The 17,587-nt window shown below is 38.6% G+C and carries 18 protein-coding genes; 12 read left to right on the forward strand and 6 right to left on the reverse strand.

Annotation, left to right across the window (positions count from 1 at the left end; all coding sequences use genetic code 11):
• Positions 1-69: 69 nt before the first annotated feature.
• Positions 70-393, reverse strand: coding sequence for a YkgJ family cysteine cluster protein (locus tag CXF88_RS17475; RefSeq protein WP_101088210.1), 324 nt, complete (start codon positions 391-393; stop codon positions 70-72).
• A gap of 268 nt (positions 394-661) precedes the next feature.
• Between CXF88_RS17475 and CXF88_RS17480 the strand changes: the two genes are divergently transcribed.
• Together CXF88_RS17480 and CXF88_RS17485 are read left to right on the forward strand one after the other, a co-directional pair.
• Positions 662-1,219, forward strand: a complete 558-nt coding sequence (locus tag CXF88_RS17480; RefSeq protein ID WP_101087932.1) for a hypothetical protein — start codon at positions 662-664, stop codon at positions 1,217-1,219.
• Positions 1,216-3,123 carry a prolyl oligopeptidase family serine peptidase gene (locus CXF88_RS17485; protein WP_101087934.1) on the forward strand — a complete coding sequence of 636 codons (1,908 nt, stop codon included), beginning with the start codon at positions 1,216-1,218 and terminating at the stop codon, positions 3,121-3,123. The genes CXF88_RS17480 and CXF88_RS17485 overlap by 4 nt, the downstream gene beginning before the upstream one ends.
• A gap of 109 nt (positions 3,124-3,232) precedes the next feature.
• Here CXF88_RS17485 and CXF88_RS17490 read toward each other — a convergent pair whose 3' ends face one another.
• The 4 genes from CXF88_RS17490 to CXF88_RS17505 form a co-directional block, all read right to left on the reverse strand.
• Entirely contained in the window at positions 3,233-3,682 is a 450-nt protein-coding gene (locus tag CXF88_RS17490) for an excinuclease (RefSeq protein WP_101087936.1), read from the reverse strand.
• 500 nt (positions 3,683-4,182) lie between these two features.
• Positions 4,183-4,914: a hypothetical protein gene (locus tag CXF88_RS17495; protein WP_101087938.1), complete on the reverse strand. Its 732-nt coding sequence runs from the start codon at positions 4,912-4,914 to the stop codon at positions 4,183-4,185.
• A 127-nt stretch (positions 4,915-5,041) separates the two neighbouring features.
• Complete coding sequence (locus tag CXF88_RS17500) at positions 5,042-6,991, reverse strand: alkaline phosphatase (RefSeq protein ID WP_197708464.1); 1,950 nt, start codon at positions 6,989-6,991, stop codon at positions 5,042-5,044.
• 16 nt (positions 6,992-7,007) lie between these two features.
• A complete protein-coding gene (locus CXF88_RS17505) occupies positions 7,008-8,612 on the reverse strand; it encodes an alkaline phosphatase (RefSeq protein WP_101087940.1) in 1,605 nt (534 codons plus the stop codon).
• Between the two features lie 496 nt (positions 8,613-9,108).
• Between CXF88_RS17505 and CXF88_RS17510 the strand changes: the two genes are divergently transcribed.
• The gene (locus tag CXF88_RS17510; RefSeq protein ID WP_101088214.1) at positions 9,109-9,354 is read left to right on the forward strand and encodes a penicillin-binding protein; all 246 of its coding nucleotides are present in this window, start codon (positions 9,109-9,111) and stop codon (positions 9,352-9,354) included.
• Positions 9,355-9,854: 500 nt separating this feature from the next.
• Here the strand turns inward: CXF88_RS17510 and CXF88_RS17515 are convergent, their stop codons facing one another.
• The gene (locus CXF88_RS17515) at positions 9,855-10,466 is read right to left on the reverse strand and encodes a Yip1 family protein (protein WP_101087942.1); all 612 of its coding nucleotides are present in this window, start codon (positions 10,464-10,466) and stop codon (positions 9,855-9,857) included.
• A gap of 362 nt (positions 10,467-10,828) precedes the next feature.
• Between CXF88_RS17515 and CXF88_RS17520 the strand changes: the two genes are divergently transcribed.
• From CXF88_RS17520 to CXF88_RS17560, 9 genes are all read left to right on the forward strand, one after another.
• A complete protein-coding gene (locus CXF88_RS17520) occupies positions 10,829-12,433 on the forward strand; it encodes a methyl-accepting chemotaxis protein (protein WP_101087944.1) in 1,605 nt (534 codons plus the stop codon).
• A gap of 419 nt (positions 12,434-12,852) precedes the next feature.
• Positions 12,853-12,993 carry a hypothetical protein gene (locus CXF88_RS22130; protein ID WP_242445191.1) on the forward strand — a complete coding sequence of 47 codons (141 nt, stop codon included), beginning with the start codon at positions 12,853-12,855 and terminating at the stop codon, positions 12,991-12,993.
• Positions 12,994-13,428: 435 nt separating this feature from the next.
• Positions 13,429-13,779, forward strand: coding sequence for a hypothetical protein (locus CXF88_RS17530; RefSeq protein WP_101087946.1), 351 nt, complete (start codon positions 13,429-13,431; stop codon positions 13,777-13,779).
• 247 nt (positions 13,780-14,026) lie between these two features.
• Positions 14,027-14,695 carry a cold shock domain-containing protein gene (locus tag CXF88_RS17535; RefSeq protein WP_101087948.1) on the forward strand — a complete coding sequence of 223 codons (669 nt, stop codon included), beginning with the start codon at positions 14,027-14,029 and terminating at the stop codon, positions 14,693-14,695.
• Positions 14,696-14,900: 205 nt separating this feature from the next.
• On the forward strand, positions 14,901-15,140 hold the full coding sequence (locus tag CXF88_RS17540) for a hypothetical protein (RefSeq protein WP_197708465.1): 240 nt from the start codon (positions 14,901-14,903) through the stop codon (positions 15,138-15,140).
• Between the two features lie 159 nt (positions 15,141-15,299).
• Positions 15,300-15,575, forward strand: a complete 276-nt coding sequence (locus tag CXF88_RS17545) for a hypothetical protein (RefSeq protein ID WP_101087950.1) — start codon at positions 15,300-15,302, stop codon at positions 15,573-15,575.
• A 132-nt stretch (positions 15,576-15,707) separates the two neighbouring features.
• A complete protein-coding gene (locus tag CXF88_RS17550) occupies positions 15,708-16,118 on the forward strand; it encodes an Sbal_3080 family lipoprotein (protein WP_242445192.1) in 411 nt (136 codons plus the stop codon).
• Between the two features lie 207 nt (positions 16,119-16,325).
• On the forward strand, positions 16,326-16,625 hold the full coding sequence (locus CXF88_RS17555; RefSeq protein ID WP_101087952.1) for a DUF2513 domain-containing protein: 300 nt from the start codon (positions 16,326-16,328) through the stop codon (positions 16,623-16,625).
• A 183-nt stretch (positions 16,626-16,808) separates the two neighbouring features.
• Complete coding sequence (locus CXF88_RS17560) at positions 16,809-17,516, forward strand: hypothetical protein (RefSeq protein WP_101087954.1); 708 nt, start codon at positions 16,809-16,811, stop codon at positions 17,514-17,516.
• Positions 17,517-17,587 lie beyond the last annotated feature (71 nt).

Below are 17,587 nucleotides of genomic sequence, written 5' to 3' on the forward strand. Positions count from 1 at the left end.
TGGTTTTATCGAGCAGTTTGTCGATGTTAAATGTAATTGCATTGCATTTAACATCGTATTCTTAGGCGGTTAAATACCAAAGGCTTCGCGTTCAGAAACACATTCGTATTCAGCCATTTCAAATTCACGGCAAATCAGTGGCCGAACTTCGTAAATCGAACACATCATAGTGTCTCGGTCTAGTGCTGCACACCAACCATCATCAAGTCGGCGCATGACTTCTCCGCCCCAATTATCTTTGGCTATATACACTTTAGGCACACCGGTTTCGGTTATTAACATCACTTCTAAACGGCAACAACAGGCTTGGCAATTTGAACAGGTCACAGCCGGTTGCTCTACAGAGTTTATTGTTGCGGGAGTCGATGATTTATCGGACGACTCAGGGAACATGGTAATGATATTGGTGGGCATTTAAGGGCTGCAGTTGAACATTTGGGCTAAGGATAGCGTAAATTTGTTCATGAAAGATAAATTTACTTCAAATAGAGGTGATATTTAATTTGTGATGACAACCAAATTACTCCAGTAGTCAGAATTTATATTTTATTTCAATAGTTTATTTGTTATATTTTTGAGGTGAAAAGGTTGAAAGTAATGGTGAAATCAGCTGTTTACTCATTTCATTAATAAGAATAACAAGTCAACAAGGAGTTGTTGTGTGAAAGGATATCGACGATTGCTGCAAAGCGCATTTTGCGTGGTTTTATGTTGCGTTTCAACATTGGGTTATTGCCTAACCGAACTGAGTAAAGATGAGGGATATATTCTTGTTGCTATGAAAATTGAGCAAGGTTACGTACCGAGTCATATTACGTTAGACAGTGAAGGATGGTTGTCGGACTTAAGGTTTGAAAAACTTAAGTCAAACTATAATTACTGGCTCGTAGTGGTAGATGCAGGCAGCTACACTTGGAATCGCGTGTACCTAGGAAAACAGACTTATATTGACTTAGCGGATCAGAAGTACGTGATTAATGTTGAGGCCGGGAAAATCAATTATGCAGGCCATCTTTCAATGTATACCGAGATGAATGGCAGCTTAAATTACTTGATTGGTGGTGCTAGGTTCTATTTTAATAACAAAGCCAGCCAAGCCCTGGAATACATGGAATCTAGCTATCCTGAAGTATTGGCTCAATATAATTTGAACTACACCGGCAAAGAAAAAGACCACTTTTTTGAATATGCTAAAGCAATTGAAGGGAATCAATTATGAAGCTGATTAAATGTATTCTTATTGCATTATCGTTTTTCTCGATGACCGTCGCAGCAAGCCTTGAAGACGACTTCTTCAGAAATCCAGATGTCGTTGCACCGAAGTTAAGTCCGCAGGGGCAACATTTACTATATAAAAAACTGGTCGATAACAATTATACAGTGATACTTGCTGGCACAGATTTTAGTTGGGATACCAAGGTGATTAGTTTTAGCCAGCAATCTAGAAGGTCCATTAGTGATTTTGGCTGGTTAGGTAAAGAGTATTTTAGTGTCACGACATTTGATCGCCATTCTGGTATCCAGTTATTGATTTACAAAGTTGATGCAGCCAATAGCGTCACTCAGGTTGCTTTACTAAAACAAACTTACTTATTTGATCCATTACTCGCGGTTGACGATATTTTTATCGCCCAGCGCTATAAAAATGGCAAAGCACATTTATTTACTATTAATGTAACTGATGATGCTTTTGAAGCGCAGTTTCGCAGTAAAAAGAGTATATCAATAGGCCCATTTCCTGAAGGAGCATGGTTACTTAATCCTTTTGGTGAACCTAACGTTAATTTTATTAGCAAAGGGGGCGTAACAGAGGTTCATGTTAAAAAAGCTGACAGTCGTAAGTGGCAACAAGTTTGGCGGCAAGATGATCAAACTAAATTTATACCAGTATGGTTTGATGATGCTAAAAATGAATTATTAGTGTTATCCGAACAGCAAAATGGTTATCAAAGCTTATCTCGATATGATGTTCAGTCTAAGACTTTTACTGGTGAAGTTTACAGTCTGCCAGGGCGTGATATTGTCGGCATTATTCAAAACCCTTACGACAGCAGCATCATAGGTTACACCTATATGCTCGGTGGAGTGTTAGTTCAAAATTATGACAATAAGTTGTCAACATATACTGGTACATCTGAGGGTAAAGGAGATAAAGAAGACAATTATGTTATTCACTTTGATCAAGATTACCAAAAAATAGTGACGATTAGCCAATCGATCGATTCACCTTCTGCTTATTATTTATTCGATGCCGAAACAGGTAAAAGCCAGCTTATAGGTGAAGAGCGACCTTGGTTAAATCAATACTCATTAGGCAAAAGTTTAGTGATTAAATCGACTTCTTCCGATGGTGTTGAAATTGAATCTTATTTAACGATGCCAAGCAATTCTGCCGCTAAAGACGTCCCCTTGCTTGTGATGCCTCATGGTGGACCGTTAGGTGTTAATGATACGAGACACTTTTCAGTTGATGTACATTATTTTGTTCAAAAAGGTTATGCAGTATTAACCCCAAATTATCGCGGATCATCAGGCTTTGGCAAAAAATTTCTTAATAGTGGCAAGCGTCAATGGGGCCGACTAATAGAAGATGACATTGAGTCTGCCGTTACCAAAGTCATTGCTCGAGATGATATTGACGGCCAAAAAGTGTGTGTGTTTGGGATCAGTTATGGTGGGTACTCTGCATTAATCAGTGCTATAAGACGACCAGATTTATATAAATGTGCCATCTCTTATGCCGGTGTGACAGACATACCATTACTGTTTTCTGATCATAATATTTCTGAAAAAGATGATTCTCGGCGAGTTTTGATCGATATTCTTGGTGACCCAAATGAATCTTGGGATACCTTAATTGAGTATTCACCGGTGTATAGAATGAATGAATTATCTATTCCAATTTTTATTGCTCAAGGCGGGAGGGACCGCGTAGTCGATTCGGAACATTATTTTCGATTGAAATATGTGTTAGATAAATTAGGCAAGTCGTATGAGTCTATGTTTTTTGAAAATGAAGTACATGGATTTAACTACATCATTACACAACAAGCGCTATACAATAGTATTGATAAATTCATGCAGAAAAGTTTTGCTCAAAGTGAAATCGCTTCATCCTTATAATCTTAAACAGTTAATCAAAGCCACTGTAATTCAGTGGCTTTGAGTGCCAGTTAATAGTATTAAACCCTATCTGGCTCTGTGAATGAAAAACTTACGAAAAAATAGATGTTTACAATTCAACCACTTTACCAGTTAGTGCAACGCCTGCAACAATATTGCCAGCACCGCACTGGAAAGTGTCATTGCTACTAGTAAGATTGTTTTTATAATTTGATTTGATTTCAACAACAGCATTACCGCCTTCTTTAATCGCTCGCTCTTTTAGCGCGATCATTGCCGATAGAAATACCCAATGGCAAGCTTCGATATCAGATTTATTAAAAGCATTAGTCTTTTTATTAGCACTGAATTCACCGATAATTTTTACTGGCTCAGAATAAGCTTGATCACCAAAATAAAAGGCTACATTGCTGCCAAGTTTATTTTTTGCGTGTTCTGTACTCAGCGCATCTGCTACCGAATAACTGCCGACATCGTCGCGGGCATAAGAAACAGAAGGGGCAATAGCGAGTGCCAGAGATAACGCGATGATTTTGTTTTTCGTACTATTGTTTTTCATACTAAGAAACATCCTTTTAATTGGTTTGGCTTTTACGGTGAAAATCCTTTGTGCGAAGCAAAATAACATTAACTCACTGATTTTACACCTATCAATGAGAAATATTCAATTTTTCGGCAGGTGATAAAGTTGGGTAGAAACCATAAGGTATTAGCAGATGCAATCAAGTGTGTTGATATATTTGGGGTAAAACAATGTCTATGCAGTGATAAACATTGCACAGACACAGACACAGACACAGACACAGACAGTGATGGGGTCATATTTGCTTGTTCATTAACATCGCAACTTCTAGAAAATGTGGTCAACATGTGAGTGAGTAAGCCTTATCTCATCACTTTGCTACAGCGTTACGTTGAATCAGCTGCATTAAGGGTAACGCTTCACTTCCCTGTGATGGCGAGACAAAATAACATGGCTATTGCTTTGTTTATCTTATATAGAAGCGGGGAGGGCGGAGATAAATGAAGCCCATAAGTTCATCAGTACGATGGCCAATGTTAATGCTGATGTGCTGACGATAATGAATTTCCTTCGCTGTCATAAAATCCTGAAGCGCTGTGTTCAATAAAACCTAAGTTGATCATTTTTCTAAAAAACGGGTCAGATTCATTATCGCCAATATCAGCAAAGTCAGTAGATTGGTACGCAGAGAATGTATCTAGCTGTTGTTGAATCATTTTGTTGTCGTAAGTCACCTCAGTTAATTGCCAATTTACGGCTTTATCTGCAGATTCAGTTTTATCTGACAATGTAGTACTAATGCGTTGTACTAGTTTTTTTGCTGGAAACCACCATATATCAACCGTTTTTGTATTTGTTTGTTGTTGATAATGTTCTAGTTTATCGCAATCTTGTCCAGTAGTTTCAATGAGTGTTGACTGCTTTTGAAATAATGGATGGAGTAATTGTGCATGATATTGCCATGCTTGATTAGATATCGTTTTGGTTGCTTCATATTCAATGGCGCGTTTGTCATCGATGAAGTATGAGGTTTTTTTCATGTGATTATGTGGCAGTGTGGTCCATTGTGTTGCGACTTGTTGATTGTTGATATGAAATACAGAATTTTGGGCTCTTAATAATACCAGTTGGTTTTGTTTGTTTGATGCTGCATCGTGAGTCGTTTGTTCAATGTTATAGGTCGCCATGAAGGCAGTTGATTGGCAAGTGTCACTTGCTGATGCAAATAACGGGAAAGTGATAGCGGTTAGTAACAATAGAGTTTTCATGTGTTTTGTCTTATTGGCTGGTCAAGTATCAAGGCGCAAGCTAAAAGTTAAAGAATAGGGGCAAGCCCCTATTCTTTATTGATGACTTTTTACTTATTTATCTCACGTTCAGGTTATTTAGCTGACTTTACTGGGGGGTACCAGAAAGATTGCCAGCGTAATCCATCACATGGAATATTAAGCTTTGCTCGTTAGTTCCTGTAATTAAGTGAGCGCCAGGTCCTACAGCAAAAACACCAACGTCTTCACCCGCATGTGTTTCACTATCGAGTGGCACTAGCGACTCTTGGTGGAACCCTGCGGTTGATGTATCAATATCGGTTAAGTCAACGCGGCCTGTTACTGCAGCAGCTGCATAACTGGCATCAGCATCGGTTTGTGTGCCTAAATCTCTAAAGCCAAGGCCGTTGGTATAACCTACTGTGGTATAAGGCATGTCGTCTGAGGCTAAACTTGGCTCAGTCGCACCAATACCAACCACTTTACCTAAGATTGGGTTACCGCGTTTTGGGTAGCCTGCAATGGTAAATACATGGCTGTGATCAGCAGTAACAATAATTAAGGTGTCTTCTTGGCTTGTTGCATCAACCGCGACTTGCACAGCCTTAGCAAACTCAATAGCGTCATTTAGCGCGTTATAAGCATTGCCGGCATGGTGAGCATGGTCAATTCGACCAGATTCAACCGTTAAGAAGAAACCTTTGTCGTTATTATCAAGCACCTTAATGGCAGTGGCGGTCATTTCTGACAAGCTAGGTTCACCGGCAATATCATTTTTACGGTCAGCTTCGTATTGCATGTGCGATTCGTTAAATAAACCAAATACCCGCGGTGTTGTTTCAGTGTCAATAGCATTAAATGAAGCCTGGTCAAATACATAAGCACTTGTTGCATACTTCGCTTGCCATTCGGCGGTTAAGTCACGGCCATCAGTACGGTCACCTTCAATGGTACTGACTGCGTCATTGCTGTTATATGCTACATCTTTAGGTAAAAAATGACGGCGACCACCACCCATAACCACTTCAATACCATCAACATCTACACCGGCATATCGAGCTTCTAAGTTGGCTTCAAAATTGACTAACTGTAATGCAATATCTTCACAATTAGCGCGCTCAGGGTTGTTGGCAATATCCATATCTGAGATATCTTCCCAGTTACGATCTGCTGACTTTGCATAAGTTGCAGCAGGTGTCGCGTGGGTAATACGTGCGGTTGAGATAACACCCGTTGATTTACCTGCAATCTCAGCTAATTCTAAGGCAGTGATCATCTCAATGCCTTTAGTGCTAGCACAATTGCCACGAACCACATCTTCGTCAACACCTAATACGCCAGCATCTGTTTTAACGCCCGACATCATCGCTGTCATTGTTCCTGCAGAATCTGGTGTTTGTGCATCAACGTTGTAGGTCTTTGCTAAACCAGAAAATGGAAACTTATCAAAGCTTAATTGGTTTTCTTCACCCATCATGCCTTTATTCTGACCATCTAAAATACGCGCTGCGGTTACCGTTGAAACACCCATACCGTCACCAACAAATAAAATCACATTTTTAGCTGAGCCTTTAAGTGCGGTTATTTCTGCTGCGGTAGATGCAGTTGCAATCGATACGTTGGCATTGTTTGCTAATTGGCTATCAATTTTATTCCAAACATCGTCTGCCGTTTCTATTTCGGCAGCGCCTTGTTTAAACCATGAGTTATTTAAACTGGTTAGCAGTTCGGTATCGTTTACTGTGGTCGCAGCAGGCGAACATACATATTGAGTTGATGTTATTTCAGACGCATCTAAAACGGTATCAGCATTTGCATCGATACCCGAGTCGATTTGCACACCACCATTGAGACAATTAGCATTACCTACCGCTAAGGGGGTTTGGGTAATTAATGCGTTGGTTCCGTTAGTACCATTAGTGCCATTAGTGCCATTTGAGCCATTTGAGCCATTTGAGCCATCAGATCCATTGATGCCGTTAGTTCCATCGGTGCCATTGTCACCGTTATCGCCACAAGCTGATAATGCCAAAACCAAAGAAACTGTTAATGTTGATAATATAAATTTATTCATCATAAAAACCTTATAGGGTCTATTGACCAACTAAACCAAGAGCACGATTGATTAAATGGAATACAACGCTTTGTTCAACTGTACCTTGAACTAAGTGCGCACCTGGGCCTGATGTATGAATAGCCACATCTTCTCCCGCGTGAGTTTCGCTATCTAATGGCACCGTCACTTCTTGGTGATAACCAGAGGTTGTTGTATCGATTGCGGTGATGTCTTGACGGCCTGCGACAGCTGCAGCAGCATAAGATGCGTCGCCATCTGTTTCAGCCCCTAAGTCTCTGAAACCAAGTCCATTGCTATAACCTAAAGTGGTGTAAGGATTACCAGCAGAATCTTCGCTAGGCTCAGTCGCACCAATACCAACCACCTTACCCAAAATAGGGTTACCACGTTTTGGGTAGCCAGCAATCGTAAACACATGGCTGTGATCGGCAGTGACAATGATTAGCGTTTCTTCATCATTTGTTGCATCTAATGCCGCTTGAACGGCATTGGAAAACTCAATAGCATCATTAAGCGCTGTGCTTGCACTGCCAGCATGATGACCATGGTCAATTCGGCCAGACTCAACCGTTAAGAAATAACCTTTTGGATTGTTATCAAGTATTTTAATGGCTTTTTCTGTCATTTGAGACAGGCTGGGTTCGCCTGCAATATCATTGGCTCGGTCGGCTTCGTATTGCATATGCGACTCATTGAATAAAGCAAAAACACGTTCAGTGGATTCTGTATCAATGGCATCAAATCCAGTTTGGTCAATAACGTATTGACCATTTGGATACATAGCACTCCATTCTGCGGTCAAATCGCGGCCATCGGTACGGTCACCTTCAATCGCGCTAACGGCATCGACACTATTAAATGCGGCATCTTTAGGTAAAAAATGACGACGACCACCGCCCATCACAACATCAATGCCGTCTACATCAACTCCGGTGTAACGTTGTTCTAGATTTTTTTCAAAGTTAACCAGTTGTGATGCGATATCTTCGCAATCTGCACGTTCAGCATTATTGTCAATATCCATGTCTGAGATATCTTCCCAGTTACGGTCTGCTGACTTTGCATAAGTGGCGGCTGGCGTAGCATGAGTAATACGTGCGGTCGATAACACACCCGTCGATAAGCCTTTTATTTCGGCTAACTCCAAGGCCGTGACCACTTCATTGCCTTTGACTGAGGCACAAGTACCACGAACGACGTCTTCATCAACACCCAGAACACCAGCGTCTGATTTTAAGCCGCTCATCATGGCTGTCATGGTGCCTGCTGAATCTGGTGTTTGTGCATCTACATTGTAGGTTTTAACTAAAGCTGAATAAGGAAATGTTTCAAAGCTTAAATAACCTTCTTCACCAGAATTACCGGCTAATTGCCCTTTTAAAATCCGAGCTGCGGTAAGTGTAGAAATCCCCATACCATCGCCAACAAACAAGATGACATTTTTTGCTCTTGTTGATCTTGATTGTTGTAATTTTTCAGTGATGGTTGCTTGGCCGTCTTTATACCAAGCATTATTGAGTTGTGTGTCAGTCGTTGTCGCTGCGGTTGCAGAACCTGCGTATGTTGCCGATGACAATATACTAGCGATAACCACTGATAAGCCTTGTTTGAGCATATTCATATTACCCTATGTTGTAGTTAAGTTATTTGAGAACCTGGCCATAACATAGAGGTTTACAATGAACGTTAAGTAACACTTCGGTTACAATTTGATTACAAGAGCGTTTAGGTTTTATGTGCATATAATCAAGCTGCTGATTTTATTGTTATTTAAAGGTGACTATAGTATTGGTATTTTGCAGAACAATAAGTTTGCTTGGCCGCTATGCTTCTGAGTGTTTTTGTATGCAATTAACCCCCAACACCCTGATTAAATTAACTAATACATTAATAAGCGAGCATAAAACCTATCGTAACCTGAGTTGAAAGAGGTTAAGTTGATTAGCTAGAAAAGAGGGGAGCATAGTTGAACTCCTACCTTGCTTATGTGTTTATTGACACAATCAATCGCAACTCTACCTTATGGCAGAATAGTTAAGTAAGATGTTATTAATTCCAACAATTAGATAAGGACTGTTTGTATGGGGGAAGTTATAAGTAATCAGATGAGGGAAGTTATGAGTGAAGTAAATAGTGAAGTAAATAGTGACAAAATGAGTGAGTCTGCATTAAACGCATTGAAAATTGCGTTTACCTACATGCCTAAATCAATTGAAGTGACTAAGTATGAGTATGGTGACAGCTACCAAAAAATATTAGATCACATTGAAACCGTTAGGGAAATATTACTGATTAATGATGTTGATCCTGAAGAAGTTTATGGTGAAGTTAACCCTGAGAGTACGCCCAACTCAACCTATTGATTGAGTGCCATTAAATCATCATTATTATCAGTATTTTGTTCATTCAGCCTTAGAACACTAGGCCATAGGTTTAAACACCTAAAGTCGGCAGATAACGACAGCGCATTTATTATTTGACGATGTTTTTCGCTATAAAATGGTGTGCATGGTTGGTTTTTATCCAAAAATTGCTCGCTGGATTCTGCACAAGGTAAGATGCATTTTTTGTGGAATGATAAACTCGCGGATTTGAAATGAAGGCTTATTGACGGTTTTTAGGCGGTGTGGCGACAATAGTATGATGGTAGTTTTAGCTAATAGGTTTTGGTTCTTTACTGCTCCTAGCATTCAGACGTTACGATACAGGTATCTTGTTTGCTTAATCTCAATAAAAAGCTGTTCATTTCTTTGGTTAGTCATCAGAAGATAATGCATCTCCTGATGACTTAATACTGAACGGCTCACGTATCTTTGGTCAAATTGTTAAGGCGTTTTCCGTCGATGGGCTCAAAAAATATGGCCTATCTGAACAGGTTCCAGATAATGGTATTGTCTGCACCTAGACTCCACAGCAGCACAACGGCGGCCAGTAAAACCTCTAGAACTAATACACCAATGGCTAGCGTCGTGCTTGATATAATAAAACCCTGTCGATTGCTGATGCCTAAAAAGCTTGGTGTACCGCTATAGAGTAAATAGCCGGTATAACAGATGCCCATAATACAGGCGAGTGTGCACAACCAAATCATAGGGTATATAGCAAACAAGCCACTTAAAAACATCGGTGTAGCCATGTAACCAGCAAAGACAATACATTCATTTCTGCTTGGGCAGTTAGGGTATTTACGTGCCAACCAATGGATCAAACTACCGACTATTGTCACTGCCGTTAAAATTAACGCATAAAATAAAATCCCCAGGCCTAAACCACTCTCCATTGAGACCTTGATTGTGTCTTCACCACCAAAAGTCCAACCAAATTGTGTGGTACCAATAAAGGTACTGACCACTGGAATCGCCGCCAACCACAGTACATGATTTTTGTACAAATGACTGACTGTTTCATGTTCATTACTTATGTCGCGCCATTCTTTATCAGGATGATGTACAAGTCCCCAAACGTGATTAATCATGCTTCCTCCTCGCTTATTCAAGCGACAGTTTTTTATAAAACCTAAGGTTACTGGCACACGACTGTGTGTCTTAGATATCAGTATAGGAGGTAAGCGGATATTTGCTTTGTGCGGCGGTATTTAGTTATCCGGTAGTGAGTGGCAACTACAGTTAAGAGTGTACTGCTCAACTATCATAAAAATGGCCGGCTTGGTTTCTTTTCTCAACGCGGAGTAATATTTATTACCCGTTATATATTTAATCTAATAATTTAAAGACCAAACCAGTTATTGCGATGATCCCAATTACAGAGTCCTAAATAGTGATCGATTAGCGCTCGACTAACGTATTGACGCTGTTACTTTTTTATTAGAGATCTATTATGTGGTTTAGTTCAAAAATTAGTAGGAAAGCGCTGGCATTGCAGCTAGTTACCACGCATCAGTCAGCTGCTGTTGTGGTCGATGCTCAGCAGAATATTATTGCCGTTAATGATGCTTTTAACCAATTAAGCCAGCGCTTAAAACAAGCTGGTCATAATCAAACCTTTAATTTGTTACTTACTCGTTATGACAGTAGTAGCAAAACTATTCGCTGTGATGAAAACTTACACGTTAGTCAGCAAGTTATCTCACTCACTTATAAAAACTTAGAGTCTTGCTCACTTTATACGTTTGATGCTGTATTAACACCGTTATTAAATGAAAGTGTGTGGCAAGAGTTATTAGCTTTTAGTGGCAAGGCCTATGTTGTATTTGATAACAATGAAAAGTTAGTAACAGCTAATCTGGATCCCGTAAACACTGATTTTATTTATTTAAATCAATCAGATATAAATTTGCAGAAAACGTTACAAAACGGGCTTAACAGTAAAGATCAACTACTTTGTTTATCTGAGCAAGATAAGGTCTATTTTCGTGTGGCGCGCCACAAAATTGATTCTGGTAATCAAAAACTCATAGTCTATGTATTATCCCATCAAGAGCAAAACCAGCATATAAAGCAATTCGAAATGTTATCAAAGGTGGTAAGTAATACTAGCACTAGTGTATTGATCACTGATAAATATGGTTTAGTCGAATATGTAAACCCGGGTTTTGAAAAACTGTCAGGCTTGAGCCTTGCAGAGGTTAAGGGAAAAAAGCCCGGTATACTTTTGCAACGTGAACAAACCGACAAAGAGACGATTAAGCGCATATCTCAAAAGCTCAAAGCAAAACAAGCCTTCTATGAGGAGATATTGAATTTTGATAAACATGGGGTGCCATATTGGATTGTATTGGCAGTAAATCCGATTTTTAATGAAAAAGGTGAGCACACAGGCTTTGTTGGTGTGAGCTCTGATGTGCGTGAAATCAAACGTATTGTGTTAGAACAGATTAATCAAAGAGATGCAATAAGCAGTCATTCGGCTGTGTTAGAGTTTAACCAAAGTGGTCAGTTTATTTCAGCTAATGACTATACTAAAAAGCAGTTAAATTTACACGACGATGTAAAAATGCAAACTGTAGTGGGAAATTTAAAAGACCACTTAGACCATTCTCGTACGCAGATGATCCAACGAGGCGAACCGACAGCAGTCATGATGAAACTGATTCATCAAGGCACTGAAGTGATTTTAGATTGTGTTATTTCTTCAATTACGGATTTGAATGGAAATATTTCTAAGTATATTGTTTTTGGCAGTAATGTTTCTTCTCGTAATAAGTTAGTGACCGAAACGCACAATGCGATGTCTACTGTGTTGAGTAAAATTCAAAATACGGTAACGACTATTAATGCGGTCGCCGATCAAACAAACCTATTAGCCCTCAATGCAGCCATCGAAGCAGCAAGAGCGGGTGAAGCCGGACGTGGATTTGCCGTTGTTGCGGACGAAGTTCGTAATCTTGCGAAAACGTCAAATGACGCCGCGGTTCAAATTGGCCTACTCATCAATGAAACTCAATCTCATGTTGATGAGTTAGCTTCTTTTTTAAGTGAATAAGTTGAGCTCAACTCGCTCTAGTTGCCTATAATTTGTTCAAAAGACTTATAATAGAAGCCCACTTTAATGAGTGGGCTTGGAATGAGTTGGCTTATGCGTTTCTTGAATGAGCCGCTTGCCCCAATGGCCAACAAAGAAGATAAGTGTACTGGCAGATTTTACTCGTTCCCGACTAATTTGTGGGAGGGCAGATTTACCTATTCCTTTATAAAAAACCAAGCGTTATTAGATGAAGCGGCAGGGTGGGCTTTATGGCTTATGTCGAGATCTATTCACTAACAGAAAGGCACATCCGGCTCAAGATGACTACCATAGTAGAAATATCTTATTACACCTGTATTTAACGCCGAATTAACTCAGCGATAAAAGGTAAACAACCAGCAGGCTTATTGGCTTGTGTCAGTAATGAACGTCAGGATATGCCTAAAGGATTGGTGCTCAGCGTTAACGATTATATTGTGCAGGTAGATAATACAGGGCGAATTATTCGAGAGGATAAGCGCAGTGCTATTAGCTCAGGTAGCCAAGACATTCTCAATAGACTTAATATTTCCGCTTAAAACGGGCTAAAAATCACCACTGAGTTTGGCTCATTATTTAAAGTTTTTTTCGAGGCATTACCAGCTTTAACAGAATATTTCGAACATCTAGAGCGAAAGCGAGCACAAGGATCATCGAACTGCCAACGCGGGTTGTGTGCTTAAGACTTAACCTTTAAAACTAGAGATCACACTGAAACAATAACCTCATTTTGTGCTTGATATCAACCAAGCCGCGAATGCTTTAACTCAACCGTATTGCTCATCAGTTTCCATATGCCACTCAGTTTGTTGATGATTTTCGTTCAATTTTTACATTTGAATAGTCAGAAAGCTATCGCAATCAACGCTAAAAGCAGTTATGTTAATTGTCTTAAAAATGAGAGGCATAGTTTCTTGTTCAACAAATATTGAAGAATCAATTATAAAATTCATCACAATTAAAGGATAAAATAGATGAGTGAAGTAGTAGAAAATGTTCCAACGACTAAGGAACAAGCCAAAATAGTTTACTTACTTTACATGGTAGGTTTATTGTTTGGTATTACAGGTATAATCGGTGTAGTAATGGCTTACATCAATAAAGGTGATGCCCCTGAGTGGTTAAAAACCCATTATCAGTTTCAAATTAGGACTTTTTGGATTGGTGCTATTTATATCTTCTTAGGCTCAATTTTATCCTTAGTTATCATTGGGTGGTTTGTATTCTTATTCTGGGCGGTTTGGCTAATAATTCGCTCACTCAAGGGCATGAAAGCACTTGAACTGGAAAAACCAATTGAGAACCCTACTGGTTGGTTATTTTAACAGCCTAACAGCCTAACAGCCTAACAACCTAACAAATAGGGATCGGCTGCGTTAAGCTGCGTCCTTATCTCAAGTGTTGAGCCAGCCCCAATACTTGAGATGTTACTCTTTATCAAGTCAATAACAGATCAAGAATTTAAGCTAAAAAAGCCACCCTTATTATTTGCAATAAAAATCATAAAATTGGGTGGCATGATTAATTTGCGTCACATGGCTTAATCAAATTCAGGAGTAATCAGAATAGTATATGAAAGGTAAGATTAGTCAGTGGAATGATGAAAAAGGTTTTGGATTTATCTCTATTTCAGACAAAAAAAGTAGAGTTTTTTTCCATGTTTCAACTATCAGAACAAGAGGTCGCAGACCTGAAGTTGGAGACAGTGTTGATTTTGAACTAAGCAAGGATAAGAATGGAAAAATCAAAGCATCTTCTGTTTCTATCGATGGGCTATCTCCAACAAACAGCACTGAAAACACCAAACGAATAAAAGTTGATCCACCAAAAAAGGATGTCCTTGATTACTTATTAATGATCATAATTCTTTCTTCATTAAGCTACACCGGATACCAGTTTTATCTATTCAATAATCTTGAGAAGGTATGGCCATATGCAATTCCAGCCATAGTCGCTTTTTTATTCTCTGGTCGTAATAAAAAACCAAAACAAGATCATTATTCTTGCACTAATTGCAAAGCCGTTGAAAGGTTTAATCCTAGAACTGTAGAGGCATGGAACAGGGGGATAACTAGATTATTCTGCAACAAATGCCACAAGGACTGGCTCAGAAACAAACCGAGAGAGGAAACTCAAAGTTATTCTCGAGGAGGCTCATCCAGCGGTTGTCTTGGATCATTTTTAATCATCCTAACATTGCCTGTTATCAGTAGTGTAGCAATCTATCAGTGGCTGGTGTAATCGCCATGTATCAAGTCAATAAAGTGGGACGCCTACGGCGCCTCTTATTGAGGCGTTGAGGCTGTAGAATTACTCTTTTAAATAAAAAGCCTATTTTATGGGTTCAAAATGCATTGCCTAGTGTCTTAAAAGCGCTTAGAACTGATTTAAAAATAAAAATGGGTGGCATGATTAATTTTTTGTTACGGGCATAATCGGTGTAGTAATGGCTTACATCAATAAAGGTGATGCCCCTGAATGGTTAAAAACCCATTATCAGTTTCAAATTAGGACTTTTTGGATTGGTGCTATTTATATCTTCTTAGGCTCAATTTTATCTTTAGTTATCATTGGTTGGTTTGTACTCTTATTCTGGGCAGTTTGGCTAATAATCCGCTCACTCAAGGGCATGAAAGCACTTGAACTGGAAAAACCAATTGACAACCCTACTGGTTGGTTATTTTAAAAGTCTAACAACCTAACAAATAGGGATACGCTGCGCTAAGTCGTGTCTTTATCTCAAGTGTTGAAGCTAAAAAATGCCACCCTGCTTATTGGCAATAAAAATGGGTGGTATGATTAATTTAGGGTGTAATGCTTTAATCAATTATGGAGGATATTTTAGATGAAGGATGATCAATTCAAGGCATGGGAACTAACTCGCGAAAAAGGTAAGTTAAACTTTTTTCTAATTAGAGGCGTTTTGTCGTATGGTTTACCAATGTTAACCATAATGGCATTTATGAACAAGCCTTTCGTAGATGGTTTTACTTCTAAAGCCGCAATCGTTCACATTATTGTTTGGCCATTAGCTGGTTTATTATTTGGTGTAACCATGTGGTACGTAACCGAACATAAATATAAAAAAGAACTGGCAAGTCGTACTTATCCCAAGGGGTGAACCAACCCCAATACTTGAGATGTTACTCTTTATCCAGTCAATAACAGATCAATAATTGAAGCTAAAAAAAGCCACCCTGATTATTTGCAATAAAAATGGGGGGGGTGCCTACTTACGTATCAAGGGTTTAAAGTGAAGAAAATATTTGTAATTGCATTTGTGTTGCTTACGTCGGTTTTAGCTGGTTGTGCTGCGCCAAAATACACCGCTACAGCCATTGCTAATGACTATGAAAGTGGTGATGTGCAGGTTGTCATTATCAATGATGAAAAAACACGAGAAGGATTTCAGAAGACAATGGAGTCTTGGCTCGATAAACATAATTTCAAATACACTACATCGAGTGATGGATCGAAGCATGATTTAGAAAAACTGAGGCTTGAGTATGAAGGGCATTGGGGGTGGGATTTGGCACTCTATATAAACGATGCATATATTGAAGCATTTCAAAATGGTCAGCGTGTTGGAAAAGTAGAGTTTAAAGCGCCAAATAGTCTAAATGGTAATAAATTTGGTAATGCTGAAGAACGGATGGCTATATGATGAGTGTTTTGTTTGGCCGGATGACGGAAGAGAATGCAACCAAAAAAATTAACTCTTCCAATTAACAAGCGTAAACATGGCTACCCACGATTATTCTGATTAATATTGATGTTCATCAGCCAATTCCAACAAATGATTTATGCTTTGCAAACCGCTCAACGCATAAATACTATAACCTTATGAGAGTCTGGATATATTGAGCTAATAATGAAATTAGATTACGAATTTATAAATGAAATTTTGATAAATTTTGTAGAGTCAGAAACAAGTACCGTTAGTGTTGATGACTTTATTGAGTTATATGAAAAAGACTCACAAAAGTTAGCCCATCACTTGATTCTTATGCAAGAAAAGAAACTAATCACGGGGGCTTTTTCCCATGAAAAACTAGGAATAGAGCTTGAATTTGATGAGCAAGGACGATATGAGTTTACTTCTGGTATGCCTTGGCGAATTACTTCAGAAGGGTATGATTTTGCTTTAGCTCTTAATAAACCAGATGTTTGACCATAATTAAAGATAGATTTCAAAGAGAAGGTCTTTCTGCAGTTATTGATATCACTAAAAAGATAGCAGTTAAGCAGGTAACCAAATTGCTTGATGAATAATACGTCATAAAAATTGGTGCTTGATTCATTTGATTAATCAATTTTTCAGTATGATCTAGGTGTTTATGCCTAAGGTGATAATTTGATATATGCACTGGTTAAAATATTTAAAGAAAAACAACATGCTCAAAGTTTTATTAACGGTGAGTTATATATGCAAACACTCCGTGATTATAAAGATTGGATAGATGACAATGGTGAGCTGCGTGGAGATCCATGTGAAGGTATTGTTGGATATTTCCAATCTGATGATATTCAGCTTGAGATTGGAAATATAAAATTAGATTCAGATTCCTTCGATGGAGCAGTCTTAGTTCATAGTAATGATCTACTTTCGCGAAATGCATTTTGTACCTATGCATTAAACTCACGAGGATTTGACAAAATTTCTGTTGATACATTGAAAGAGTTTAAAAATATACTTGAAGTACATTCTAAGTGTTATGGGCTCGGTTCTTATTGTGTTGCAATCACAAATGTTAGTGAGTTTATATCAAGAGCGAAATCTGCAATAAAAAGTATAAATGTTGATGGTGCCATATCGTTGGTTGATTACTTTGATGATCAAATTTTTAGTGGGGAGTTAGATTCTGATATGCATGGTTTTCAAAAAAGAAAAACATTTGAACATCAACGTGAACATCGTATATTAATCGACCTAAATTATAAAATACCAGAAAAATATACATTAAATGTTGGAGATCTTAGTGATATAACAACTGAGATATTAACTCCTCAAGAACTGAATGAAATACTTGAAGTTAGATTGCCTGATGGGAGTAAAGCATAACATATATGAGTCTTCCCCCTGTCAATAGACTAGCAGTTCCCATTTGGCTGCATTTACTGTCAAATTTAAAT

Origin of the sequence: Shewanella sp. ALD9 (genome assembly GCF_002836315.1) — a bacterium.
Taxonomy (GTDB): domain Bacteria; phylum Pseudomonadota; class Gammaproteobacteria; order Enterobacterales; family Shewanellaceae; genus Shewanella.

Excerpts from the sequence above, each read along its gene's own strand:
- CXF88_RS17540 (WP_197708465.1), top strand. The coding sequence starts at position 14,901 with ATGGCTTACATCAATAAAGGTGATGCCCCTGAATGGTTAAAAACCCAT.
- CXF88_RS17485 (WP_101087934.1), top strand. The coding sequence starts at position 1,216 with ATGAAGCTGATTAAATGTATTCTTATTGCATTATCGTTTTTCTCGATG.
- CXF88_RS17475 (WP_101088210.1), bottom strand. The coding sequence starts at position 393 with ATGTTCCCTGAGTCGTCCGATAAATCATCGACTCCCGCAACAATAAAC.
- CXF88_RS17520 (WP_101087944.1), top strand. The coding sequence starts at position 10,829 with ATGTGGTTTAGTTCAAAAATTAGTAGGAAAGCGCTGGCATTGCAGCTA.
- CXF88_RS17495 (WP_101087938.1), bottom strand. The coding sequence starts at position 4,914 with ATGAAAACTCTATTGTTACTAACCGCTATCACTTTCCCGTTATTTGCA.
- CXF88_RS17510 (WP_101088214.1), top strand. The coding sequence starts at position 9,109 with ATGAGTGAAGTAAATAGTGAAGTAAATAGTGACAAAATGAGTGAGTCT.
- CXF88_RS17535 (WP_101087948.1), top strand. The coding sequence starts at position 14,027 with ATGAAAGGTAAGATTAGTCAGTGGAATGATGAAAAAGGTTTTGGATTT.
- CXF88_RS17515 (WP_101087942.1), bottom strand. The coding sequence starts at position 10,466 with ATGATTAATCACGTTTGGGGACTTGTACATCATCCTGATAAAGAATGG.
- CXF88_RS17490 (WP_101087936.1), bottom strand. The coding sequence starts at position 3,682 with ATGAAAAACAATAGTACGAAAAACAAAATCATCGCGTTATCTCTGGCA.
- CXF88_RS22130 (WP_242445191.1), top strand. The coding sequence starts at position 12,853 with ATGCCTAAAGGATTGGTGCTCAGCGTTAACGATTATATTGTGCAGGTA.
- CXF88_RS17555 (WP_101087952.1), top strand. The coding sequence starts at position 16,326 with ATGAAATTAGATTACGAATTTATAAATGAAATTTTGATAAATTTTGTA.
- CXF88_RS17545 (WP_101087950.1), top strand. The coding sequence starts at position 15,300 with ATGAAGGATGATCAATTCAAGGCATGGGAACTAACTCGCGAAAAAGGT.
- CXF88_RS17505 (WP_101087940.1), bottom strand. The coding sequence starts at position 8,612 with ATGAATATGCTCAAACAAGGCTTATCAGTGGTTATCGCTAGTATATTG.
- CXF88_RS17500 (WP_197708464.1), bottom strand. The coding sequence starts at position 6,991 with ATGATGAATAAATTTATATTATCAACATTAACAGTTTCTTTGGTTTTG.
- CXF88_RS17530 (WP_101087946.1), top strand. The coding sequence starts at position 13,429 with ATGAGTGAAGTAGTAGAAAATGTTCCAACGACTAAGGAACAAGCCAAA.